This is a genomic window from Bacillus sp. PK3-037, from assembly GCF_054161355.1.
Genome location: NZ_CP096408.1, coordinates 1,062,568 through 1,087,509 on the forward strand (window position 1 = coordinate 1,062,568; position 24,942 = coordinate 1,087,509).

Sequence of the window (24,942 nt, forward strand, 5' to 3'; positions counted from 1 at the left end):
GTATTTGCAGTATACCCTCTTTTTGATATGCTTAAACGTGATATCATATAAAAAAAGTTTCCTTTGCGGAAATGAAACATGTATGATATAATTTTAAATTGCGTATAAACAGATATTTAATTTAACTTAGGAGTTGTTATGAATGGCAGCAAAATTTGAAGTGGGCAGTGTTTACACTGGTAAAGTTACAGGATTACAAGCGTATGGTGCGTTTGTTGCATTAGATGAAGAAACTCAAGGTTTAGTACACATTTCTGAAGTGACTCACGGTTTCGTAAAAGACATCAACGAGCACCTTTCAGTTGGCGACGAAGTACAAGTAAAAGTACTAGCTGTTGACGAAGAAAAAGGAAAAATCAGCCTTTCTATTCGTGCGACACAAGCTGCGCCTGAGAAAAAAGAAAGCAAACCAAGAAAACCTAAAGCTGCGCAAGTAAGCGAAGAAGCTTCTGCACCACAAGGTTTCAACACATTAAAAGATAAGCTTGAAGAGTGGATCGAAATGTCCAACCGCAAAGACCTTATCAAAAAATAAGCACGAAAAAAGCACCGGACAGGAATGTTCGGTGCTTTTGATTTAATACAAAATCCCAAAACACTTTGTTTTGGGATTTTGTCTCCTTTTTTCAGCGTGATTGAAAACCTTTGAAGTCTAGGAAGGGCGAGCATTGAAGCACAGCGAATGTACAATTCGTGAGCACCGACGCGCAGACCTGACAACGAATGCGAAGGTTTGTCAACTCGCTGAAGCACCGGACAGGAATGTTCGGTGCTTTTTTATCCTATCGCATTTCAGGATTTGCTGCCTCTTCACGTGATCTTTCCTCGTTTGGTTTAAACAGCAGACCGAGGTTGATTAAGCCGGCGATTCCGACAAGACCGTAAATAATACGGGAAAGAGCTGACCCTTGGCCGCCGAAGATGGCCGCTACTAAATCAAATTGGAAAAATCCGATCAGTCCCCAGTTAATAGCGCCAATGATTGTTAACACAAGGCAAATTCTCTGAATGGTGCTCATGTTTTGCAACCTCCTCCATGAATTATTAAAACAGTTATAGATTGTGACATATTGGAGAATCTATACATGCATTCTCCATATTGAGAGTAGCCGACGAAACGGCCCAAACTCAGCTTGTATCTGTTCCTTTCCCAGCATCTTGCAAATGAAAACTGCCCGATACGCTGAAAACGGAAAGAGCTGATTGCTTTACATGGAGCGCAGGCATTCTGCATAATGAAAATCTAAGGAGGAGATGTCATGCAAAACTTTACATATTGGAATCCGACGAAATTAATTTTCGGCCGCGGAGAAGTTGAAAAACTCCCGGAGGAACTGAAACCTTACGGAAAAAATGTATTGTTAGTCTACGGAGGCGGAAGCATTAAACGCAGCGGCCTTTATGATCAAGTGATGGAACAGCTGAATAAAGCCGGTGTCACGGTGCATGAATTAGCAGGCGTAGAGCCGAACCCGCGCGTGTCGACTGTTAATAAAGGTGTTGCGATCTGCAAAGAAAACAACATTGATTTCTTATTGGCTGTCGGCGGCGGAAGTGTCATCGACTGTACAAAGGCGATTGCTGCGGGGGCAAAGTATGATGGTGATGCGTGGGATATCGTAACGAAAAAACACCAGCCGAAGGAAGCTTTGCCGTTCGGAACTGTATTGACTCTCGCCGCAACTGGTTCTGAAATGAACGCAGGTTCAGTTATTACCAACTGGGAAACAAAAGAGAAATATGGATGGGGCAGCCCGCTCGTGTTCCCTAAATTCTCTATTTTGGACCCAGTGAACACATTTACTGTTCCTAAAAACCACACGATCTACGGCATGGTTGATATGATGAGCCACGTGTTTGAACAATACTTCCACCATGTATCAAACACACCTTACCAGGATCGCATGTGCGAATCTCTTTTACGCACAGTCATCGAAACAGCGCCTAAGCTGATCAATGATCTTGAAAATTACGAGCTGCGTGAAACGATTCTTTACACAGGGACAATCGCTTTAAACGGTATGCTGTCAATGGGTGCAAGAGGGGATTGGGCAACTCATAATATCGAACATGCCGTTTCAGCCGTTTACGATATTCCGCATGCCGGCGGACTTGCGATTCTCTTCCCGAACTGGATGAGACATACATTATCAGAAAACCCGGCCCGCATGAAGCAGCTTGCGGTGCGTGTGTTTGATGTAGAAGAATCTGGAAAATCAGATGAGGAAATCGCGCTGGAAGGAATCGACAAGCTGTCTGCTTTCTGGACAAGCCTAGGCGCTCCAAACCGACTGGCTGACTACGATATAAATGACGAACAGCTCGACACAATTGCCGACAAGGCAATGGCAAACGGTACGTTCGGCCAGTTTAAATCACTTAACAAAGAAGATGTACTCGCTATTTTAAAAGCATCTCTATAACATAAGGGGGAAATAGCCGATCCGGCTGCTTCCCTTTTTCTTTGGACTTATGTTACAATTGTTAATCTGTTTTTTGATACAGCATCATTTGGAGGTTTTACAATGGAAAATTTCACTTATTATAATCCGACAAAGCTGATTTTTGGAAAAGGCCAGCTTGAACAATTAAGAAAAGAATTAAAGCAATACGGTAAAAATGTTCTGCTTGTCTACGGAGGCGGAAGCATTAAACGTAATGGCCTTTATGACCAGGTAACAGGCATATTAAAAGAAGAAGGCGCCGCTGTCTATGAACTGCCGGGGGTAGAGCCGAACCCGCGTCTTGCAACTGTGGAAAAAGGCATTGACCTATGCAGACAGCATGATATTGATTTTCTGCTTGCTGTGGGCGGCGGAAGTGTAATTGACTGCACAAAAGCGATCGCTGCGGGAGTAAAATATGACGGAGACGCTTGGGACATTTTCAGCAAGAAAGTAACAGCCGAAGATGCACTGCCGTTCGGTACCGTTCTAACCCTTGCTGCTACAGGTTCTGAAATGAACCCTGACTCTGTGATTACAAACTGGGAAACAAACGAGAAATTTGTATGGGGAAGCAATGTAACTCATCCGCGGTTCTCGATTTTAGACCCTGAAAATACGTTTACAGTGCCTGAAAATCAAACGGTTTACGGCATGGTTGACATGATGAGCCACGTGTTTGAACAATACTTCCATAATGTCGAAAACACACCGCTGCAAGACAGAATGTGCTTTGCCGTTCTGCAGACGGTAATCGAAACAGCTCCAAAACTATTGGAGGATCTGGAAAATTACAAACATCGTGAAACGATTTTATATGCTGGCACAATCGCTCTGAATGGCACGCTTCAAATGGGCTACTTCGGCGACTGGGCTTCTCATACTATGGAGCATGCCGTATCAGCTGTTTACGATATTCCGCATGCCGGCGGACTCGCGATCCTGTTCCCGAACTGGATGAGATACACGCTTGATACAAATGTCGGCCGCTTTAAAAACCTTATGCTCAATATGTTTGACATTGATACAGAAGGCAAAACGGATAAAGAAATCGTGCTTGAAGGAATCGACAAGCTGTCTGCCTTCTGGACAAGTCTGGGTGCGCCTTCCCGTTTATCCGACTATGATATCGGAGAGGAAAAACTGGAACTGATTGCTGATATCGCAGCCAAAGAAATGGAGCATGGCGGCTTCGGCAACTTCCAAAAATTGAACAAAGATGACGTGCTTGCCATCCTTCGCGCGTCACTCTGATTTCTAAGGACGGAATGCAGTCATTCCGTCCTTTCTTCTTGACTTGATTTCACAGATAAGTTCATATAAAGTGAAAGATGAAAACATTATACCGTTATGGAGGGACAAGCAATGACGCATGTACGCTTTGACTACTCAAAAGCGTTGACTTTCTTCAACGAACATGAACTTACATATTTACGCGATTTTGTAAAAACAGCACACCATAATATTCATGAAAAAACAGGCGCGGGCAGCGATTTTCTAGGCTGGGTGGACCTCCCTGAACATTATGATAAAGATGAATTCGCGCGCATTAAAAAAAGTGCGGAAAAAATCAAATCTGACTCTGATGTATTGCTTGTTGTCGGTATCGGCGGTTCTTACCTCGGCGCGCGGGCAGCGATTGAAGCGCTTAATCACGCGTTTTACAATACACTGCCAAAAGCAAAACGAGGCAATCCGCAAGTCATTTTCATCGGAAACAACATCAGCTCATCTTATATGAGAGATGTCATGGATCTTCTCGAAGATGTTGACTTCTCCATTAACGTCATCTCTAAATCAGGTACAACAACTGAACCTGCAATCGCTTTCCGTATTTTCCGCAAGCTTCTTGAAGAGAAATACGGCAAAGAAGAAGCGAAAGCGCGGATTTACGCGACAACTGATAAAGAGCGCGGCGCGTTAAAAACACTTTCTAACGAAGAAGGCTTCGAATCATTTGTCATTCCTGATGATGTCGGCGGCCGTTATTCTGTCTTAACAGCTGTTGGTCTCCTGCCGATTGCTGTCAGCGGCGTCAACATTGACGACATGATGAAAGGCGCATTTGATGCGAGCAAGGATTTTGCCGCATCAGAATTGGAAGAAAACCCTGCATACCAGTATGCGGTCGTTCGCAATGTGCTTTACAATAAAGGCAAAACGATTGAAATGCTGATCAACTATGAGCCGGCGCTTCAATATTTTGCGGAGTGGTGGAAGCAGCTGTTCGGCGAAAGTGAAGGCAAAGACGAGAAGGGCATTTATCCTTCTTCTGCCAACTATTCAACAGACCTTCACTCATTAGGACAGTACGTACAGGAAGGCCGCAGAGACTTGTTCGAAACGGTGCTGAATGTCGAAAAACCTAAACACGAGCTGACAATCGAAGAAGCGGATAACGATCTTGACGGCTTAAACTATTTAGCCGGAAAAACTGTAGACTTCGTTAACAAAAAAGCATTCCAAGGTACAATGCTGGCTCATACAGACGGAAATGTTCCGAACTTAATCGTCAACATTCCTGAGCTGAATGCATATACTTTTGGATACCTTGTTTATTTCTTCGAAAAAGCCTGCGCGATGAGCGGTTATCTCCTCGGCGTCAATCCGTTTGACCAGCCTGGAGTAGAAGCATATAAAGTCAATATGTTTGCATTGCTTGGCAAACCTGGCTTTGAAGAGAAAAAAGCTGAGCTTGAAAAACGTCTCGAAGATTAATGTAAGAAAGCTGACTGGCATTTGCCGGTCGGCTTTTTATAAAATCAGAAAGGTGCTGATGTTCATGAAACAAATGGTCAAACATCTCATCATTGCGGGTTTTTCTGCAGCTGTTTTAGTTATTCTCATATCCTTTGATGCCGTGAATACAGAGTTTTCTTCCAACCTTGGCGGCACACTCTCACACTTTTTTATCCACATCTTTCTTCTGATCGGGCTGCCGCTTGCCACTTTTACCGATGCGGTGCGCCATTTTCTGAATTTGAAGGGATCTCACACCCTTTTAACTAAGTTAGGACTCTATGCAGCTGTTGTCTATGTTTCATGGGAATCTGCGGCGGGGATTGCTGCAGCGATGACTGTTTACTTCTTAATTGAAAGTGCTTTCTTTTCGGTTGGCCGTGCAAAGGAAAAAACGGTTTCCATGTAATCAGCCTCTGAATGAAGTCTTGTTCTGCGGGACAGGATAAATGAAAAAAGGGGCAGTTTGATGATTACGATACCTTCCGTGATAGATGGACAGCCTTTCTTGCTTCAAGAGCTGGAACAAGTCATGAAGCCGCTCGGTTATGTGATAAACGGCGGCTGGGAGTACGACCACGGCTATTTTGATTATAAAATTGATAATAGAGACGGATATTTATTTTTAAGAATTCCCGTCAATGCCATACAAGGCAGTCTGGATGAACGCGGGGCAGCTGTCCGTATCGGAACCCCGTTTATGCTGAGGCAGGTGTTCCAGGCAGGCCTTGATGATCATGCTGAAGGAGGGCCGTTTCAATCGCTGTTTAATCAATTTTCTGAGCCCGAGAGACGGGACGCAGAGATTGATCCGGCGTATTTGGATATCGGCGCCTCCCTTGTCAAAGAGCTGGAGGATGTTTTGTTGGGTTAAAGCGCAAGGAACTGATCCGTTTCAAGCACTTTATATGAAAGAGGAGGGGTAATCATAGGCCCTTCCTCTTTTTGTATGCCGATAATAGTGGTGTTGTGATCAAGAAAATAGAGGACGCATGTTTTATAAGCGGCACCATGCAGTTCAGAAGGAACCGAAATCAGCCGCACTTTTTTATCTAATGTCAGTTCGATTAAGCTTTGCGGTTTAGACAGCTGCAATTTGACCCGGTAATGTTCCAGCATCACGCGGCTTAAGAGCTGGGACGTCCCGATAATTTTATTAGCGCCTGCCCGTTCTGCATTGGTGACAAAGCGGTCTGTCAGAATTTCGACAATACAGTATGCCAGCGGATTCAATCCTTTGACTGATAACAGAATCAGCACCGACAGCATGTCCGCTTCCGCTTCACTTTTATATTGGTCGGCAGTGACCATAACTGTGTCCGCCTCAGTAATATTGGCTCGTTTCAGCGTTTCATCATCAGCGGCGTGTCCGCGTATGAAATGGACATTTTCAATGAGCGGCCCTTCTTTTAACGATTCATCAATCAGAACGACTGTCTTTGAGGGCGCCGCCAGCTGAAGCTCCCTCAAAAGGCGATTTGATTTTTCGTTCCAGCCGATAATAATCACATGGCCCCGTCCTTTGTAAGCGACCTTTCCCTCTATGTAGCGGTGCTGTTTGCTGAAAGCGGCAGCGGATAAGGTGGCAAAGTAAGCAGTGACAAAGCTTGCGCCGATGAATATCAGCAGCATTCCGGCTGCTTGACCAAGCGGCGTGTGCGGCACATAGTCTCCGTAGCCCACTGTTGAGATGGTAACCACGGCCCACCAAATACCTTCGAAGACGGAAGTAAACTGTTCGGGCTCAAGTAAATAAATGATTTGCCCAAACAAAAGAATCAGAAAAAGAATGATCAGCCCGATTCGGATAAATAACGGCCATCTCAGCCAAGAAATAAAGATCCGGTTTGACTTCATTCTTTTTCTCCTTCTTCAGATAATGAAATAGATAAAATCTGTTTAATAATCGTATTCAGCTTCTCATTTAGCTTTTCCTGGCCGTACAGGTCGCGGGCCTGCTTCATGAGATCAGCTGTATCGTCTTCAAGCTGAATGAGCGGTTCGTCGATTTCGGATTCATTATAAAACTGGATAAATACGTCCAGCCCTTCGTTCATCCGGTCAATCGCTGCACTCAGCTGTTCCTTTTCCTCGCTCGTCACTTTCATGTTCATCACACCCGTGCTCTTTTTATAACAGTATGTCCCACTTCCGGCATTGTTTTTCAAAAAATGAACAAAACATATAAAACCGGATTTCTCCATAAACTAAAACAAATAGGCGAGAAAAGGATGGAACAGATGACGATCATTCAAAGAACCGTCGTTGTTTTGATCGGTACGCAGCTTGCGGCATCCGCAGTGATTTTGTTTATTTTCGACTTGAATTCGTATAATCACTTCTCCGATAGCTTCTCATGGCATCATTTTTTGAAAGAGCTGATTGGAGGCTTTTCTTTTTATTTGTTTTCGGCCGGCTTGTTCCTTTTGCTTATCGGAATGTGTGCGCCTAGACGGAAGAAGAAGCGCTTTTCTGTACACGAGAAAGAAAACTCATTAAAATAATCGTAATAAAGAAACATACGATCTTTAAAAAAGGATGATGAAACATGCTTTTTATATTTTTAACAATAGCCGCATTGGGATTGTCGTTTTGGGCACAATTTAAAGTAAAGAGCAACTTTGAAAAGTATTCAAAAGTGGAAGCCTCAAGCGGACGTACAGGGGCAGAAACGGCAAGACGGATTTTAGATATAAACGGTCTTTACGACGTGCCGGTCGAACCGGTAAGAGGCGCTTTAACAGACCATTACGACCCGACAAGACGGGTGGTGCGTTTATCTGAGCCGGTCTATTACGGCCGCTCAATTTCCGCCATCTCCGTAGCTTCCCATGAAGTCGGACATGCCTTGCAGCATCAGGAGTCATATGGTGCGCTTGTGCTGAGACATAAAATCTTCCCAGTCGTGAATTTTGCATCCGGTGTGGCTCCTTTGCTTTTCTTAGGAGGCATGCTTCTCGGCAGCCTGAATTTGATCGGGCTTGGCATTATTCTGTTTTCAGCCGCTGTCTTTTTCCAGCTGATCACACTGCCTGTCGAATTCAATGCAAGTTCACGCGCGAAGCAAATTATTGTGTCAGAAGGATTCATCCGGAACAATGAAGAGAATGGGGTAAATAAAGTGCTGAGCGCCGCCGCCTTAACGTATGTGGCCGCCGCCCTGGTTTCCCTGTTTGAACTTCTTCGCTTTGTGATGATCTTCTTAAACGGTCGTAATGAGAATTAACGTTAAGGAGGTGGCCCCTTACCATTTATGGTAAGGGCTTTTTTTGCTTATATTACAATTGATCGCCATTTTTGTTTTGATTGGCATTACGGCTGTTTTCGTTGCAGCCGAATTTGCAATCGTCAAAATCAGAGGTTCAAAAATCAATCAGCTCATCGAAAGCGGAGACAGCCGGGCGCTTGCCGCACATAAAATCATCTCCAATCTTGACGAGTATTTATCAGCCTGCCAGCTCGGGATTACAATTACTGCCCTCGGCCTTGGATGGCTTGGTGAACCGACATTTGAACGCATTCTTCATCCCTTATTTACAGCGGCAGGCATACCGGAACCGTTTAACCACATTGTCACATTTGTAATTGCATTTATCATCGTCACTTTTTTGCATGTGGTAATGGGTGAGCTTGCTCCGAAAACGGTTTCCATTCAAAAGGCTGAAGCTGTCAGTTTATGGATTGCAAAGCCGCTGATCTGGTTTTATAAAATCACATATCCGTTTATCAAAGCATTGAACGGCTCTGCAAGTTTTCTTGTGAAATTGTTTGGCTTTCATTCAGTCAAGGAGCATGAGGTTGTCATCAGCGAGGAGGAACTGAGGCTGATCCTTTCAGAAAGCTATGAAAAGGGAGAAATCAACCAGTCCGAATTTCGCTATGTGAATAAGATTTTTGAATTCGACAACCGCGTGGCGAGAGAAATTATGATTCCGCGTACAGAAATCGCTGTCATTTCTCTGGAGCAGTCGCTTGAAGAAGCGATTCATCTCATCATTAACGAACGGTATACACGGTATCCTGTCATCAAAGAAGATAAGGATCATATTTTAGGGATTATCAACAGCAAAGATATGTTTAAAGCGTATTTTCTCGGCCAGCCGATTAAGCTGAAGCAAATTATGAGACCTGTCATCAGGGTCATTGAAAGCATTCCTGTTCAGCAGCTTTTAATCCGCATGCAGAAGGAACGGATTCATATGGCGATTCTCGTAGATGAATACGGGGGAACGGCGGGGCTTGTCACTGTCGAGGATATTATCGAAGAAATTGTCGGGGAAATCCGTGATGAATATGATCAGGATGAAACGCCGCATATTTTGAAAAAAGGCGAGCACCATTATGTGATGGATGGCAAAGCGCTAATAGATGAAGTGAACGACCTGCTCGACATTGCTATTGAGAATGAAGAAATTGATACGATTGCAGGCTGGCTTCTGACACAAAAAATGGAGCTGGAAGCAGGAGATGTGATACAGGCGGAGGGCTGCGAGTTTAAAATCCTCGACGCCGAAGACCATCACATTCGATTTGTCGAAATCAAAAAAACAGAGTTTTAATCAAAAACAGCCGGGCTGGATCGCGGCTGTTTTTTTGAGTATTAAAAGAAAATCTGGAGCAAAGGCTTCTGAAAAATTGATCAGTGTTTTGTCATCGGCAAGAGGCTTTTTTCTGAAAAAGTGAATGCTTCAAAGGCCTTTTTCTACATAAGATATAAAAACCGCACACGCAGGAAGGAGTGGCTGTATGAAAAAGGCTTGGTGGAAGGAAGCGGTGGTCTACCAAATTTATCCCCGCAGCTTCAAGGATTCAAACAGCGATGGAATCGGGGATATTCAAGGAATCAGGTCCAAGCTTCCGTACATAAAAGAACTTGGTGCCGATGTGATTTGGATTTGTCCTTTGTACGACTCACCCAATGCGGATAACGGCTATGATATAAGAGATTATAAAAACATATTGAGTGATTTCGGCACAATGGCAGATTTCGATCAGCTGCTTCACGATATTCATGAGCTTGGCATGAAGCTCATTATGGATCTTGTCGTGAATCATACAAGTGATGAACATCCATGGTTCATTGAATCACGCGCATCTTTACAATCCCAAAAACGCGACTGGTATATTTGGAAGGACGGGAAAGACGGAAAAGAGCCAAACAATTGGGAAAGCATTTTCGGAGGATCGGCTTGGCAGTATGATCAGCAGACAAGCCAGTATTATCTCCACCTTTTTGATAAAAAGCAGCCAGACCTGAACTGGGAACATCAAGAGGTAAGAAACGCCGTTTATGACATGGTCAATTGGTGGCTCGATAAAGGCATAGACGGATTTCGGGTGGATGCCATTTCTCATATTAAGAAAAAAGAAGGACTGCCTGATCTGCCGAATCCGAAAGGGCTGTCCTATGTTCCTTCTTTTCCTTATCATATGAATGCTGAGGGCATATTGGATTTTTTAACAGAGCTGAAGGAAAACACATTTTCCCGCTACCCGATCATGACAGTCGGAGAGGCAAACGGTGTCTCGGCAAAGGAGGCGGCTGAGTGGGCGGGGGAGGAATCCGGCATTTTCAGCATGATTTTTCAATTTGAACATCTCGGTCTGTGGGATATAGAGGTCAATGAAAGCATCGATATCGCTGCATTCAAACGGATTTTAACAGAGTGGCAGAACCGTTTGGAGGGAATCGGCTGGAACGCTTTGTTTATGGAAAACCATGATCAGCCCCGTTCTGTTTCTGTATGGGGAAACGACGGGAATTCTTTAAAGGAAAGTGCAAAAGCACTCGCCGCTGTTTATTTTCTGATGAAAGGAACGCCGTTTATTTATCAGGGACAGGAAATCGGCATGACCAATGTGGCGTTTCCTTCCATTGAGGATTATGATGATGTCGCGATGAAGCGGCTGTATGACATAGAGATCGCAAAAGGCGCTTCTCACGAGGAAGTAATGAAGATTGTCTGGAAAAAGGGTAGAGACAATTCACGAACACCAATGCAATGGAATGCTTCTTCTCACGCTGGGTTTTCCGATGCCAAGCCATGGATTGGGGTAAATGACAATTACACATGGCTGAACGCCGAGGCGCAAATAAACGATAACACATCTGTCTATCACTTTTACAAAAGCTTGATCAAACTCCGGCAAACATATGATGTATTTATTTATGGCCAATACGAGCTGATTTTGCCGGAAGATCAGCAAATCTTTGCATACCTTCGCAAAAATGATAGCCAAACTGCCCTAATTGCGGCAAATCTGACGGGTGCGCCGGCGTTCTGCAGATATCCCGCATTGCCGTTATCTTCTGACAAACTCCTATTGTCGAATATGGAAACAGAACCGCACAAGCATACGACATCATTGCTGTTAAAACCTTATGAAGCCAGAGTATACCTATGGCAATAAAACTCCAGAAAAAAGCTGGAGTTTTTGTTTTCTTCAGGTTTATGAGCCTGATTTAACAGGAAAAAAAGAACACAGAACGAATATGCAAAGAGAAGAAGGGAATTGAAAGGAGAAACAAATGCTGAAAACTCTGCAAATCAAAACAAACAAAAGAGATGAAATGGTTGAAATCACTCACGAGGTCGAAGCGTTTCTTCAAGAAACAGGAGTGGCAAGCGGGGCAGCGCTGATTTACTGTCCGCATACGACGGCGGGCATTACAATTAATGAAAATGCCGATCCCGATGTGAAAAGAGATATGCTCCGAAGATTTGATGAGATGTATCCATGGGACCATGAGCTGGACCGCCATATGGAAGGCAATACAGCTGCACATATGAAGTCCAGTACGGTAGGCGCTTCACAGCATGTCATCATTGAAAACGGGCGTCTCATTCTCGGGACGTGGCAAGGTATTTATTTCTGCGAATTTGATGGTCCGCGCCAACGAACTTGCCATATCAAAATCATGGAATAACAGGAGGTGCTTCTATGACTCAATGGATGAAAGCACTATCATTATCAAAGCCTGTCATTCAGGCGCCGATGGCAGGCGGCCTGGTCACACCCCGACTGGCAGCCGCTGTGTCGAATGAAGGCGCGCTCGGAAGTCTCGCTTCCGGATATCTCAGTCCAGGTACGCTTGAAAAACAAATCATCGAGATGCAGGAATTGACCAGCAGCGCTTTTCAGGTAAATGTGTTTGTGACGGAAAAAAGGAAGACACCGGACGATAAAACGGTTCACACATGGAAAAAGAACATTCCGTTTGCGGAACAGGCGGCTGCTTTTCCTTTAGAGGAGGAAGAGTGGGAGGATTTTCATCAAAAAATAAATCTGATTCTTACATACAATGTAAGAGCCTGTTCATTTACGTTCGGCATTCCGCCTGATGAAAGCATTCATTTATTAAAGAAAAATGGCTGCTGTCTTATCGGAACGGCTACTTCGCCGCAAGAAGCCGTCCTGCTGGAAGAGCGCGGAATGGATATCATCGTGCTGCAAGGCAGTGAAGCAGGCGGCCACCGCGGTTCTTTTCTGCCGGTCAGCGGAGAGTCTTCAATTGGCTTAATGTCACTGATTCCCCAAGCCGCAGACGCTGTTTCAGTACCCGTGATTGCGGCAGGCGGAATTGCAGACCGCCGCGGCGTCCAAGCGGCTCACTGTCTCGGAGCGCAAGGTGTACAGGTCGGGACTCCATTTCTTATGTGTGAGGAAAGCGAAGCCTCTGAAACGTACAGACAGGAATTAAAAGAAGCGCATGGAACAGACACGCGCCTTACCGCATTGTTTTCGGGGAAGCCTGCAAGGGGGATAGTCAACCAATGGATGAAAGAGCAACAAGCTGAAGAGGCAAATACACTTCCTTATCCATTGCAAAACACGTTAACAAAACCGATGAGAAAACATGCCGCCGCAGCCAAAGATTCCGGTCACATGTCTCTGTGGGCGGGGCAATCAGTCGGAATGCTCAATGGGCCCGCTGACGTGAAAACGCTGATAGCTGAGCTTTGCCAATCGTAACATAACTAACAGAGGTGACAGACGATGAACATTCTTCAATATTCTTATAAAAAGAAAGGGAAAATTGAGTTTGTATTTGAAGACTGGCCTCATTCAAAAGTTACAATGGCTCCCATCAAAGGGTATTATTTTGTCCGGTTTATCAAGTGGAGCAGCCAAGATCCCATCGTGACGAGAAATGACCTTGAAAAAATGGAATGGGCTGCGAACCAGTATGTCGGCACAGCCCCTTTCTATCGAAAACGAAAAGCATTTGAAACCCCATCGTCCCCAAAATAGACGGTGGGGTTTTTAGCGGGTGATCGGATAGAGTGACGGAATATCAAGTCTGGTCGCTTGTGAAAGGAGATAAGCTGACTGTACGGCTCCTTTTCTTCTGAAAGAATTCAGCTTATCAACAATTTGCTGAGCGTTTAAAATTCCCAGGCCGTGAGCAAAATATTTGTCCTTTTCTAATAAAATCACATTTTCGCCTCTCCACTGCGCTTTCTGCGGATCAAATTCAGGATTTTTAAAATACAAACAGTCTCCAAGGAAAAAGTGATGTCCCGTTTCCGTATATATCGGCAATTTCTCATAATGCCAGTCATATAAAATAATTCTGTCAAAGGCTGCGTCGAATTTTTCTTCTCCGATGGTTTTAAGCAATGCTAGGTAATAAATCACAACGATTGCCGTCGCGCATTCAAACGCGTAAAACGGGCCGTTTTCTGCAATATCCCGAATCGCCTTTGAAGGCGGCATTTTATACTTAAGCTCCAGAGCCCCTTCCGGTGAAACCCGCCAATACGCTGTATTCCCGTATGTTTTTACAAAGGTGGCGAACTTCGCTCCGCTTTTATGCAGCGCTTTTGCCGATTCAACAATGTTCATACGCAAATGAAGCTCAAACATCAGTTCAGCGATCGAATGATAATCAAACTGAACGGGTGTATCAATCATTTCTTTTAGCAGCGGATTCAGGTTTTTGTCTATTTGCCAGTTTTCAATGTCTTGGGGACGGAGCCATTGCCCGGATACAATAATCATCTGAAGCCCCCCTTGTTTTTTATAAACTATGCACAAGGCTTGGGCAATGAAAGCTAAAAAGACAGAGAAATGTTGAAAAGGAAAATCCTTCTATTTTAAAAACTTTTTAAAGCAGCCGATATATACTGTATCAAACCTGAAGGAGAAGCTGGATATGAAGACTTTTATCAATTGGCTGACAAAACCGTCTATTTCTAGAAAACTAATTCTTTCATTTGTTGTGATTTTAATCATTCCGATTCTTATATTGGAATTCAGTTCTTATCGCTCAGCAAGCGGAAAACTGGATCAGGAAATCATGGGAAATGCGAAAAATAGTGTCGATTCATTTAATACAACCGTTACAAATGATTTAGGAGCAAAAGCGAAAGGCATCAGCTTTTTCAGTGAATCACTGAAAAGCTCCGCGTTTAAAGGAAAATCCAAACAGGAAGAGCTTAAGGCCAAGTTTTCGCAATATGTTTCCATTAACCAAGACGTAGCCAGAATTTACGGAGGGGCAGAAAACGGCACATATGTACAGGCACCAAAAGAAAAATTGCCGGATGGCTACGATCCGAGAAAACGCTCTTGGTACCAGGATGCAATGAAAGCCGGCGGTGAAATCGTAGTGACCGATCCTTATGTGGCAGCCAGTGACGGAAGCATGGTCATTACCATTGCTCAGGAATTGAAGGATGGTTCAGGCGTCGTCGCCATGGATATCACAATTGATAAACTGTTAGAACAGATGAAACAAATTAAAGTCGGAAAAGAAGGCTATGTTTTCATCGCGACGAAAAACAAAACATATGTCGCCCATCAAAACCATAAGGCTGGTGAAAAGCTGTCTGGCGACTGGGTTACCAAAATGTATGACAAGGACAGCGGCGAGCTGCAGTATACCCTGAATCATGAAGATAAAAAGATGACATATACGACAAATCAACTGACTGGCTGGAAAATTGCCGGCACCATGTATATGAGTGAAATCAAAGATTCCTCAAAATCTGTCCTGACAACAGGCATGATCGTGCTGATTGCTTCAATACTGGCAGGCGGGATGTTAATCCTGTTTATCGTTGGTTCGATCACAAAACCGTTAAAACGTCTGGTTCAATCATCAAAAATGATCAGCAGCGGGGATCTGACAGAAACCATCGAAACCCGTTCGAAAGATGAACTGGGCGAGCTTGGCGAAAGCTTCAACGAAATGGGACAATCCTTGCGTTCGCTTATCAGTGCCATTCAGGACTCGGTTAATAATGTTGCCGCATCATCCGAACAGCTGACTGCATCCGCCGGGCAAACGAGCAAGGCGACGGAGCATATTACAATGGCAATTGAGCAGTTCTCAAACGGAAACGAAGAGCAGAGCGAAAAAGTGGAGTCCAGCTCTCATCAGCTGAACATGATGAATGAAGGGCTCCAGCAAGTCTCACAAACATCATCAGACATTACGAAAGCGTCTATCCAATCAACGGAAATCGCGGGTACAGGCGAGAAGTTTGTCCAGCAGACAGTCGGGCAGATGAATTCAATTAATGAGTCGGTTCAGCAGGCTGAAGCAGTAGTGAAAGGGTTAGAAGAAAAATCAAAAGATATCACGAGTATTTTACGAGTCATCAATGGGATCGCTGATCAAACAAACCTGCTGGCATTAAATGCAGCCATTGAAGCGGCGCGGGCCGGGGAATCTGGACGAGGCTTCTCTGTTGTAGCGGAGGAAGTGCGTAAACTGGCCGTTCAATCTGCAGATTCATCTAAAGAAATCGAAAATCTGATCCAGGAAATCGTTGCAGAAATCGAAACGTCTCTTCACATGTTTAAAGCCGTTAATCAAGAAGTGCAATCAGGGCTAGTTGTCACAGACAATACAAAGGAAAGCTTTCAAAGTATTTTCAGCATGACAAATGAGATTGCCGACAAATTGCAGACGATGAATACAACAGTTGAACAGCTGTCAGGCCGTTCAGAGCATGTATCGGCAGCAGTGAGCGGAATTGCCGATGTTTCAAGAGAAAGCTCGGCAAGCATTCAAGACATTGCTGCATCGGCCGAGGAGCAGCTTGCTTCTATGGAAGAAATCAGTTCATCAGCCACGACCCTGGCGCAGATGGCAGAAGAGCTCCGTGATCTGACAAAGAAATTTAAAATTGAATAAGAGCAAAAAACAGCGCGTATGAAGCGCTGTTTTTTGTATAAGAAATAATATAAAAGACCTGTCTAAATCGGTGATTTTTGAACTATTTTTCATTTTTTCCTTCATTTTCAATGTAAGATAAAGGAATATCAGCCGATATAATTTGTAAATTATTGAAAGAAGGTTCAAGAGGAATGAAAAAAACACTCACCACCATTCGCAGATCATCAATTGCCAGGAGACTCATTATTTCTTTCCTGCTGATCTTAATTGTCCCGATTACGGCACTATCGGTAAGCGCTTATCAATCAGCCGTTGCATCTCTTGACATACAGATGACGCAAAGCGCAAAGGAAAACGTTCAAATATTAGATGACATTATTGATGGCAAAATCAAAACGACTGAAAAAAGCCTCGCGTTTTTCAGCGATTGGGCGACAGCAGACAAGTTGAAAGACAAGAAAAAAACGGAGCTCAAACAAGAATTTAAACAATTTATTCAAATGAATGACAATGTCGCTGCGGTGTTTTCAAGCAGCAAAGACGGGACATTCACACGCTATCCGCACGCAGACATGCCGAGTGACTTTAATGCTTTAGACCGTGACTGGTACACAGAAGCCATGGCTAATAAAGGAAAGACAATTGTGACCGAACCTTACGAATCCATTTCATCAGGAAAAATGGTTGTTACCATTGCGCGCCAGACAAAGGACGGATCAGGCGTTGTCGCCATGGATATGAAAATCGATGACCTTGTGGCTACAGCAAAAGAAATCAGTATTGGTAAAGAAGGCTATGCCTTTATCCTCAGCCAAAATAAAAAAATCATCGCCTACTCCGGTGAAAAAGCGGGAACGCAGTTAGAAGGGGAGTGGATAGACAAACTTTACAAAGACAAAAGCGGCGACTTTGAATATACGCACAAAGGAAAGAAGAAGAAAATGGCGTTCGCCACAAGCGAAACAACAGGCTGGAAAATCAGCGGCACGATGTATGCCAACGAGATTCATGATGCCGCAAGCAGGGTTCTTGTTATGGCATCAGTTGTCCTGGCCATTGCCATTGCAGCCGGAATAACGGCGATTTATTTTGTCATTCGGTCGATTACAAGGCCTTTAAAACGCATCGTTGCGTCAGCTGAAAAAATCAGCAAAGGCGATTTAACAGAAACGATAGAAATCAAATCAAAGGACGAACTCGGGGTTCTGAGCCAAAGCTTCAACCATATGGCGCACTCGCTCCGCTCGCTGATCTACGGCATCAAAGAATCTGTAGAACATGTCGCCTCATCGTCAGAAGAGCTGACAGCTTCCGCAGATCAGACAAGCAAGGCCACTGAACACATTACAATGGCGATCGAACAATTTTCAAACGGAAGCGAAAACCAGAGCGACAGAATCGAGACGACAACAGAACAAATTAACGAAATGAACGATGGACTTGCTGAGCTGGCCCGGGCGGCGGCAGTCATTACAGAAACCTCTGCAAACTCCACCGAAGTGTCAAGCGAGGGGGAAACACTCGTTCAGAGAACAACCGGCCAAATGAATACAATTGATCATTCTGTGAAAGAAGCGGAGAAAGTGGTAAAAGGCCTGGAAATCAAATCAAAGGATATCACAAATATTTTACGTGTTATCAACGGCATCGCGGATCAAACCAATCTTTTAGCCTTAAATGCCGCCATTGAAGCGGCCAGAGCAGGAGAGTATGGACTAGGCTTTTCTGTGGTTGCTGAAGAAGTGAGAAAACTTGCGGTACAGTCGGCGGATTCAGCAAAGGAAATTGAATCGCTGATCAGTGAAATCGTAAAAGAAATTCATACATCATTAAACGTTCTTCAATCCGTGAATAAAGAAGTGGAAACAGGACTGGTCATGACAGACGAAACAAAACAAAGCTTTAAACATATATCAAAAATGACGAATCAAATTGCCGCAGAATTGCAAAACATGAATGCGACGGTTGAACAGCTGTCGGCAGGGTCTCAGGAAATTTCCGCTGCTTCTATAGATATCGCCGCTATTTCTAAAGAAAGTTCAGACGGCATTCAAGATATCGCCGCTTCAGCCGAGGAACAGCTTGCCTCCATGGAAGAAATCAGCTCATCGGCGCAGACGCTTGAAAAAATGTCCGAAGACCTGCGGGATTTGACAAAACGATTTAAATTGGATGATGAATAGGTCTAAATCACTAATTTTTAATAGGGATTTAGTTATTTTTCTTGAATTTCTTCTTTTTTAATGTATATATTTACCCATTTTCAGCCGATATGAAGGGTAGCATAAAAAAGGAGAAATGAACTGATGAAAAAAATACTCCAACTTATCAAACAGAGATCAATTACACGGAAGCTTCTTGTTTCCTTTCTATCGATTCTCATCATACCGGTTGCCATAGTAGCGGCGATTGCTTATGAGTCTGCCAGCAGCTCGCTAGACAGACAGATGATGGGAAGCGCCCTAGAAAATGTACAGCAGCTAAACGAAATCATTAATACCAGCATCGGAGAAAAAGAAAACAGTGCCGAATACTTCAGTGAATGGCTGACACAAAAGAAATATAAAGCAAAGAGCAATGCCAGCATCGAAGAGAAATTCTCACAATATATTAAAATCAATAAAGACGTGGAATCCATTTATACGAGTGACAAAGACGGGCGCTTTACCCGTTACCCGGATCTGCCGATGCCAAGCAATTATAATCCCGTAGAACGGGACTGGTACAAAAAAGCGGTTGCCAATAACGGCAAAGTCGTCATAACAGATCCATACAAAACAGCATCTACGAACACAATGGTTGTGACAATTGCCCAGCAGACAAAAGACGGATCAGGCGTTATCGCAATTAACATGACGATCGATAACTTGCTGAAAACGACGAAACAAGTGAACATCGGCACAGAAGGCTATGCTTTTATTATGACGAAAGACAAAAAGGTCGTTGCGCATCCTGATGAGACTTCAGGAACCGAATTGAAAGGCGACTGGCTTGAACAGATGCTGTCTGCCGATAAAGGCGATTTTCAATACAGCATGAACGGCGATAAGAAAAAAATGGCCTTTGATACGAACAAGCTAACGGGATGGAAGATAGGCGGAACGATGTATCTGGACGAGATTCATGATGCGGCTAAGCCTGTGCTTCACCTCGCATTAATTGTCCTGATTGCAGCTATTCTCGTCGGTATCATCGTGATGACATTGGTTATTCGATCAATCACGACACCGCTGAAACAGCTTGTCGGTTCATCTAAGCGGATCAGTGAGGGAGATTTAACGGAAACGATTGATATCCGTTCAAAAGATGAACTGGGCGAACTGGGCAAAAGCTTTAACAATATGGCGTCTTCACTTCGCTCTCTCATACACGCCATTCAGGATTCGGTAGACAATGTTGCCGCTTCCTCCGAGGAATTGACGGCATCTGCCGCGCAAACAAGCAAGGCGACCGAGCATATCACATTGGCGATTGAACAATTTTCAAACGGCAATGAAAAACAAAATGAAAACATCGAAACAGCGGCGGAGCATATTTATCAGATGAATGACGGATTGACGAATATGGCTCAAGCTTCTGAAGTCATTACAGATTCATCTGTTCAATCGACAGAAATCGCAAGTGCGGGCGGACAGCTTGTTCATCAGACTGTCGGCCAAATGAACGTGATAGACAAGTCCGTGAAAGAAGCGGAACAAGTTGTTCGCGGATTGGAAACCAAATCAAAAGACATCACAAACATTCTGCGCGTGATTAACGGTATTGCTGACCAGACGAACCTGCTTGCACTAAACGCTGCCATTGAAGCGGCGCGCGCGGGTGAATACGGGCGCGGCTTCTCCGTCGTAGCGGAAGAAGTCAGAAAGCTGGCTGTACAGTCCGCTGATTCAGCTAAAGAGATTGAAGCGCTCATCATTGAAATCGTGAAAGAAATCAACACATCTCTCGGCATGTTCCAGTCTGTGAACCAAGAGGTGCAAACAGGCCTTGACATCACAGATCAAACAGAGACAAGCTTTAAACGAATCTCTGAAATGACAAACCAGATAGCCGGAGAACTGCAAAACATGAGTGCGACGGTTCAACAGCTTTCTGCCAGCTCTGAAGAGGTATCGGGAGCGTCTGAGCATATTGCATCGATTTCAAAAGAAAGCTCAGCCCACATTCAAGATATCGCGGCATCAGCCGAAGAGCAGCTTGCTTCTATGGAAGAAATCAGCTCATCAGCAGAAACACTTTCAAGCATGGCTGAAGAGCTTCGCGATATGACAAAACGATTTAAAATCGAATAATGAGTCAAAACACCCAAGGTTCTGCACTTGGGTGTTTTTTTTAGTTTTTTTATTAAAGCTTTTATCCTAGCTTGACGATATTATTTTTAGCTTAAAGGAGGAATTATCGAGAATGGAAAAATTCATACATTGGATCAAACAGCCATCAATCAGCAAACCGCTTATTGCTGCTTTTCTGGCGGTGCTTATTTTGCCGGTTGGGGTTTTAGCATATTTCAGTTATCAATCAGCTTGGAACGCACTGGACAGGGAACTCACGAATAGTGCAATAGGAAACGTTGAAGAACTCAACAGCACACTTGAAAACAAATTGAAAAATAAAGTAAAAGCAATTGATTATTACAGTGAGACGATTGATAAGGACATATTACAAGGCAAAAACAAAACCTTACTGAATGAAAAATTTAAGCAGTACACAACACTAAATGCCGATGTAGGAGCAATCTATGCGGCTTCAGAAAATAAAAAGCTTTACAAATATCCGGAAAGCGGCGTTCCTAAAGGTTTCGATCCGACAGAACGTGACTGGTACAAACAAGCTGTTGCGAAAAAAGGACAGGCTGTATTCTCAGAGCCGTATACTGACGAAGCGACAGGAGATATCGTTGTTACGATTTCCAAACAATTAAAAGATGGCTCAGGGGTCGTAGCGCTTGATTTAAATCTGGATGAAGTGCTGACAGCTTCACAGAGAATAAAAATCGGTAAAAACGGCTTTGCATTTATTACAACAGGCAACAAAAAATATATCGCCCATCCGACGATTAAGCCAGGAACAACTGGATCCGGCGACTGGACAAAAGAGGTATATTCAAAAGCAGACGGCTCATTTGAATACACCTTCGAAGGCAAAGAAAAGAAAATGGCATTTGCGACAAATAAACTGACAGGGTGGAAAATCGCGGGTGCGTATTTTGTCAGTGAATTGCAAGATGCTTCAAGTCCGGTACTGAACACTGCCGTTATCATTCTATGCGTGTCAATTGTGATCGGCGGCATACTCATTCTCTTTATTATACGCGCCATCACCAAACCGTTAAGAAAACTGGTTTCAACATCTGCGAAAATAAGCAGCGGAGATTTAACGGAAGTAATTGATATTCAGTCGAAAAATGAGTTTGGCCAGCTAGGAGAAAGCTTTAACGAGATGTCTGAATCATTGCGTTCTGTCATCGGTGTTATTCAAACGTCTGTAGAAAATGTCGCATCATCTTCTGAAGAACTGACGGCAAGTGCAGCCCAAACGAGTAAGGCGACTGAACACATTACGCTGGCAATCGAACAGTTTTCGAATGGCAACGAGGCGCAAAGCGAGAAATTGGAAACAAGCTCAGATCATCTTTCTCAAATGAACCACGGCATATCAAAAGTGGCTCAGGCTTCATCAACCATTACGAAGTCTTCAATCCAGTCCTCTGAGGCAGCCGGAAGCGGAGAAAAACTGGTAGAGCACACAGTCGGCCAAATGAAAACAATCGATGAATCCGTTCAAAAAGCTGAAGCTGTCGTCAAAGGCCTTGAAACAAAATCTCAGGACATTACCAGCATCTTAAATGTAATCAATGGCATTGCCGATCAAACGAACTTGTTGGCTTTAAATGCAGCAATTGAGGCAGCCAGAGCCGGAGAATACGGCAGAGGCTTCTCTGTTGTAGCGGAAGAGGTCAGAAAACTTGCTGTGCAATCTGCAAGTTCTGCGAAGGAAATTGAAGGATTAATTCAAGAGATTGTCAGAGAAATCAGCACGTCGCTCTCTATGTTCCAATCTGTGAATCATGAAGTAAAAGAAGGTTTGCAAATTACAGATCAAACAGCTGAAAGCTTTAAGCAAATCTATGAGATGACATCACAAATATCCGGTGAATTACAAAATCTGAATGCGACGGTTGAACAGCTGTCAGTCGGATCACAGGAAGTATCAAGTGCGGTTGAGGAGATTTCCGCAGTAGCGAAAGAAGGCTCAGCAGGCATTCAAGATATCGCAGCTTCGGCGGAAGAGCAGCTTGCGTCTATGGAGGAAATCAGCTCTTCAGCTGAAACATTGGCGAACATGGCGGAAGAACTTCAAGACATTACGAAAAAATTTAAAATTGAATCGTAATAGAAAAAGAAAGCGGCATATCTTTGCTGCTTTCTTTTTTTGTTTCTTGATAAAAACAAAAATAAACAAAAGGTATTCAAAAACAAACAAACATAATATATAATGAAAGCGGATACAAACAAAAGGGACGGGGGAAGATGAAAATGGTGAAACATGTATGGGAATCAGAACATGCCGCCCAGCTGCCAAAGGGTGTTGAAGAATTGGTGTATCGGTCCAATTTAATCGGAGCAGACCGCACTGTATGCAACTGGGGCGGGGGCAATACGTCGATGAAAACAACGGAGAAGGATTTCAGAGGCCGCGAAACAGAAGTGATGTGGGTAAAAGGAAGCGGCTCAGACTTGGCAACAATGAAAGCGCATAACTTTACCGGCCTGAGATTAGATGACATCCGTCCGCTGATTGAAAGAGACCAGATGTCAGATGAAGAAATGGTAGATTATTTGTCTCATTGTATGATAGACAGCAAACATCCCCGTCCTTCCATTGAAACACTCTTACACGCGTTTTTGCCATACAATCATGTTGACCATACCCATCCGGATGCGATTATCAGCATTTGCTGCGCAGATAATGGAAAACAAATTGCCAAAGATATTTACGGCAGCCGGTTTGTGTGGGTGCCATACGTTCGCCCGGGATTTTCTCTGTCTAAAATGATCGCAGACGGCGTGGCAAACAATCCAAATGCCGAGCTTGTCTTAATGGAAAAACACGGCTTAGTCACTTGGGGAGATACGTCAGAGAAGTGTTATGAGAAAACGATCTCCATTATTCAAGAAGCTGAGCAGTACATTCATGAACGCCTCAACCAAAAACAGCGATTCGGCGGCAAGCGATACGAGTCACTGCCAGCAGATAAGCGGAAACAAATTTTGGCGGGTATCATGCCTGTTATCCGAGGAGCTGTAAGCGATGAAAAGAAAATGATTCTCTCCTATGACGATCATGAAGAGGTATTGGAATTTGTAAACAGCGTGCATGCGCCGGAGCTTTCTCAAATTGGCGCTGCGTGTCCGGATCACCTCGTTCATACAAAGCGTGTCCCGCTGTACATTGAATGGAATCCGGAAACGCAAGATGCACAGGAGCTGGAGGATCTTTTGAAGTCAGGGATCGAGCGCTTCGAAGCAGAGTATCAAGCTTACTTTGCACGCAATCAGCAGGAAGGGGATCAAATCTTTGAATCAGCGCCGCGTGTCATATTGATTCCTGGCATTGGAATGGTCAATACGGGAAAAAGCCTTGCCATGTCAAAAGTTAGCGGTGCTTTATACCAGAGAGCTATTGCTGTAATGAAAGGCTCTGCCTCACTCGGACGATTTGTTTCATTAAACGAAAATGAATCCTACCATGTTGAATACTGGCCGCTGGAATTATATAAACTCACGCTTGCCCCGCCGGAAGCAGAATTTTCTCGAAAAGTAGCATTGATAACAGGTGGCGCCGGCGGAATCGGAAGTGCAGCCTGCCGGCACTTTGCAGCTGAAGGCGGACACGTGATCGCGGCTGACCTGAATGTAGAAGGCGCACAAAAAATTGCCGAGGAAATAAACGAAACGTACGGAGAAGGACGCGCAATGGCTGTCAAAATGGATGTGACAAGTGAAGATGAGGTACAGTCTGCCTTTGAACAAGCAGCGCTTACCTACGGCGGCATTGACATTGTTGTTAATAATGCCGGGCTGGCAACATCAAGCCCTTTTGACGAAACAAGTCTAAAAGAATGGAATCTCAATATCAATGTATTGGGAACCGGCTATTTTCTCGTGGCCCGCGAAGCGTTTAAGCAAATGAAACAGCAAAACATAGGCGGAAGCATGGTGTTTGTGGGATCGAAAAACGCTGTCTATGCGGGAAAAAACGCTTCAGCCTACAGTTCGGTAAAAGCACTTGAAACCCATTTGGCTCGATGTATTGCGGCAGAAGGAGGAGAATACGGCATTCGTGTAAACTCAGTTTTGCCTGACGCGGTTCTCCAAGGCTCAGCGATTTGGGGGTCAAGCTGGCGGGAGGAACGGGCTGCGGCATATGGAATAGAGCCGGATCAGCTAGAGGAACATTATCGGAAACGCACAACGCTTTTGGTTAATATTTACCCTCAGGATATTGCCCAATCAATCGCGTTTTTGGCTTCGTCTAAAGCTGAAAAGACGACAGGGTGTATGATTACAGTAGACGGCGGCGTCCCGGCAGCTTTTACGCGTTAGAAGTATGCTATGATATGGGAAAAGC

The 24,942-nt window shown here is 44.1% G+C and carries 22 protein-coding genes; 18 read left to right on the plus strand and 4 right to left on the minus strand.

Annotated elements, in window-relative coordinates; all coding sequences use genetic code 11:
• The first annotated feature begins 142 nt into the window (after positions 1 to 142).
• On the plus strand, positions 143 to 535 hold the full coding sequence (gene yugI, locus M1D69_RS05440; protein ID WP_019259312.1) for a S1 domain-containing post-transcriptional regulator GSP13: 393 nt from the start codon (positions 143 to 145) through the stop codon (positions 533 to 535).
• Positions 536 to 782: 247 nt separating this feature from the next.
• Here the strand turns inward: yugI and M1D69_RS05445 are convergent, their stop codons facing one another.
• The gene (locus M1D69_RS05445) at positions 783 to 1,019 is read right to left on the minus strand and encodes a DUF378 domain-containing protein (protein ID WP_003220771.1); all 237 of its coding nucleotides are present in this window, start codon (positions 1,017 to 1,019) and stop codon (positions 783 to 785) included.
• Positions 1,020 to 1,259: 240 nt separating this feature from the next.
• Here M1D69_RS05445 and M1D69_RS05450 point away from each other — a divergent pair, with 240 nt between their 5' ends.
• The 5 genes from M1D69_RS05450 (at position 1,260) to M1D69_RS05470 (ending at position 6,057) form a co-directional block, all read left to right on the plus strand.
• Positions 1,260 to 2,423, plus strand: a complete 1,164-nt coding sequence (locus M1D69_RS05450; RefSeq protein ID WP_101864148.1) for an iron-containing alcohol dehydrogenase — start codon at positions 1,260 to 1,262, stop codon at positions 2,421 to 2,423.
• 102 nt (positions 2,424 to 2,525) lie between these two features.
• On the plus strand, positions 2,526 to 3,698 hold the full coding sequence (locus M1D69_RS05455; protein ID WP_024122650.1) for an iron-containing alcohol dehydrogenase: 1,173 nt from the start codon (positions 2,526 to 2,528) through the stop codon (positions 3,696 to 3,698).
• A 111-nt stretch (positions 3,699 to 3,809) separates the two neighbouring features.
• On the plus strand, positions 3,810 to 5,162 hold the full coding sequence (locus M1D69_RS05460; protein ID WP_458104334.1) for a glucose-6-phosphate isomerase: 1,353 nt from the start codon (positions 3,810 to 3,812) through the stop codon (positions 5,160 to 5,162).
• Positions 5,163 to 5,220: 58 nt separating this feature from the next.
• On the plus strand, positions 5,221 to 5,592 hold the full coding sequence (locus M1D69_RS05465; protein ID WP_458106195.1) for a hypothetical protein: 372 nt from the start codon (positions 5,221 to 5,223) through the stop codon (positions 5,590 to 5,592).
• 60 nt (positions 5,593 to 5,652) lie between these two features.
• Positions 5,653 to 6,057 carry a YugN-like family protein gene (locus M1D69_RS05470; protein WP_193659639.1) on the plus strand — a complete coding sequence of 135 codons (405 nt, stop codon included), beginning with the start codon at positions 5,653 to 5,655 and terminating at the stop codon, positions 6,055 to 6,057.
• Here M1D69_RS05470 and M1D69_RS05475 read toward each other — a convergent pair.
• Both M1D69_RS05475 and M1D69_RS05480 read right to left on the minus strand, forming a co-directional pair.
• Positions 6,054 to 7,040 (minus strand): potassium channel family protein, encoded by a 987-nt coding sequence (locus M1D69_RS05475; RefSeq protein WP_024122646.1) that lies wholly within the window; start codon positions 7,038 to 7,040, stop codon positions 6,054 to 6,056. The two genes, M1D69_RS05470 and M1D69_RS05475, sit on opposite strands and share 4 nt — an antisense overlap.
• On the minus strand, positions 7,037 to 7,291 hold the full coding sequence (locus M1D69_RS05480) for a protein mistic (RefSeq protein WP_458104333.1): 255 nt from the start codon (positions 7,289 to 7,291) through the stop codon (positions 7,037 to 7,039). Before M1D69_RS05480 ends, M1D69_RS05475 begins: the two co-directional genes overlap by 4 nt.
• Before the next feature lie 132 nt (positions 7,292 to 7,423).
• On the opposite strand from M1D69_RS05480, the gene M1D69_RS05485 reads away from it, so the two are divergent.
• From M1D69_RS05485 to M1D69_RS05515, 7 genes are all read left to right on the plus strand, one after another.
• Complete coding sequence (locus tag M1D69_RS05485; protein WP_059335356.1) at positions 7,424 to 7,687, plus strand: hypothetical protein; 264 nt, start codon at positions 7,424 to 7,426, stop codon at positions 7,685 to 7,687.
• 44 nt (positions 7,688 to 7,731) lie between these two features.
• The gene (locus M1D69_RS05490; RefSeq protein ID WP_024122643.1) at positions 7,732 to 8,409 is read left to right on the plus strand and encodes a zinc metallopeptidase; all 678 of its coding nucleotides are present in this window, start codon (positions 7,732 to 7,734) and stop codon (positions 8,407 to 8,409) included.
• 43 nt (positions 8,410 to 8,452) lie between these two features.
• Positions 8,453 to 9,742, plus strand: a complete 1,290-nt coding sequence (locus M1D69_RS05495; RefSeq protein ID WP_024122642.1) for a hemolysin family protein — start codon at positions 8,453 to 8,455, stop codon at positions 9,740 to 9,742.
• A gap of 187 nt (positions 9,743 to 9,929) precedes the next feature.
• Complete coding sequence (locus tag M1D69_RS05500; protein ID WP_458104332.1) at positions 9,930 to 11,594, plus strand: glycoside hydrolase family 13 protein; 1,665 nt, start codon at positions 9,930 to 9,932, stop codon at positions 11,592 to 11,594.
• A 118-nt stretch (positions 11,595 to 11,712) separates the two neighbouring features.
• Positions 11,713 to 12,111, plus strand: a complete 399-nt coding sequence (locus M1D69_RS05505) for a secondary thiamine-phosphate synthase enzyme YjbQ (RefSeq protein WP_044158908.1) — start codon at positions 11,713 to 11,715, stop codon at positions 12,109 to 12,111.
• A gap of 14 nt (positions 12,112 to 12,125) precedes the next feature.
• A complete protein-coding gene (locus M1D69_RS05510; RefSeq protein ID WP_458104331.1) occupies positions 12,126 to 13,157 on the plus strand; it encodes a nitronate monooxygenase in 1,032 nt (343 codons plus the stop codon).
• 24 nt (positions 13,158 to 13,181) lie between these two features.
• Complete coding sequence (locus M1D69_RS05515) at positions 13,182 to 13,436, plus strand: hypothetical protein (protein WP_024122638.1); 255 nt, start codon at positions 13,182 to 13,184, stop codon at positions 13,434 to 13,436.
• A 12-nt stretch (positions 13,437 to 13,448) separates the two neighbouring features.
• Here M1D69_RS05515 and M1D69_RS05520 read toward each other — a convergent pair whose 3' ends face one another.
• Positions 13,449 to 14,186: a protein-glutamine gamma-glutamyltransferase gene (locus tag M1D69_RS05520; RefSeq protein ID WP_069486991.1), complete on the minus strand. Its 738-nt coding sequence runs from the start codon at positions 14,184 to 14,186 to the stop codon at positions 13,449 to 13,451.
• Between the two features lie 154 nt (positions 14,187 to 14,340).
• Here M1D69_RS05520 and tlpB (M1D69_RS05525) point away from each other — a divergent pair, with 154 nt between their 5' ends.
• The 5 genes from tlpB (M1D69_RS05525) (at position 14,341) to M1D69_RS05545 (ending at position 24,917) form a co-directional block, all read left to right on the plus strand.
• Positions 14,341 to 16,329, plus strand: coding sequence for a methyl-accepting chemotaxis protein TlpB (tlpB, locus tag M1D69_RS05525; RefSeq protein ID WP_458104330.1), 1,989 nt, complete (start codon positions 14,341 to 14,343; stop codon positions 16,327 to 16,329).
• A 173-nt stretch (positions 16,330 to 16,502) separates the two neighbouring features.
• On the plus strand, positions 16,503 to 18,494 hold the full coding sequence (gene tlpB / locus M1D69_RS05530) for a methyl-accepting chemotaxis protein TlpB (protein ID WP_458104329.1): 1,992 nt from the start codon (positions 16,503 to 16,505) through the stop codon (positions 18,492 to 18,494).
• 123 nt (positions 18,495 to 18,617) lie between these two features.
• Positions 18,618 to 20,603, plus strand: a complete 1,986-nt coding sequence (mcpA, locus tag M1D69_RS05535) for a methyl-accepting chemotaxis protein (protein ID WP_458104328.1) — start codon at positions 18,618 to 18,620, stop codon at positions 20,601 to 20,603.
• 112 nt (positions 20,604 to 20,715) lie between these two features.
• Positions 20,716 to 22,704, plus strand: a complete 1,989-nt coding sequence (gene tlpB / locus M1D69_RS05540) for a methyl-accepting chemotaxis protein TlpB (RefSeq protein ID WP_458104327.1) — start codon at positions 20,716 to 20,718, stop codon at positions 22,702 to 22,704.
• 143 nt (positions 22,705 to 22,847) lie between these two features.
• Positions 22,848 to 24,917 (plus strand): bifunctional aldolase/short-chain dehydrogenase, encoded by a 2,070-nt coding sequence (locus M1D69_RS05545; protein WP_458104326.1) that lies wholly within the window; start codon positions 22,848 to 22,850, stop codon positions 24,915 to 24,917.
• The last annotated feature ends 25 nt before the right edge of the window (positions 24,918 to 24,942 follow it).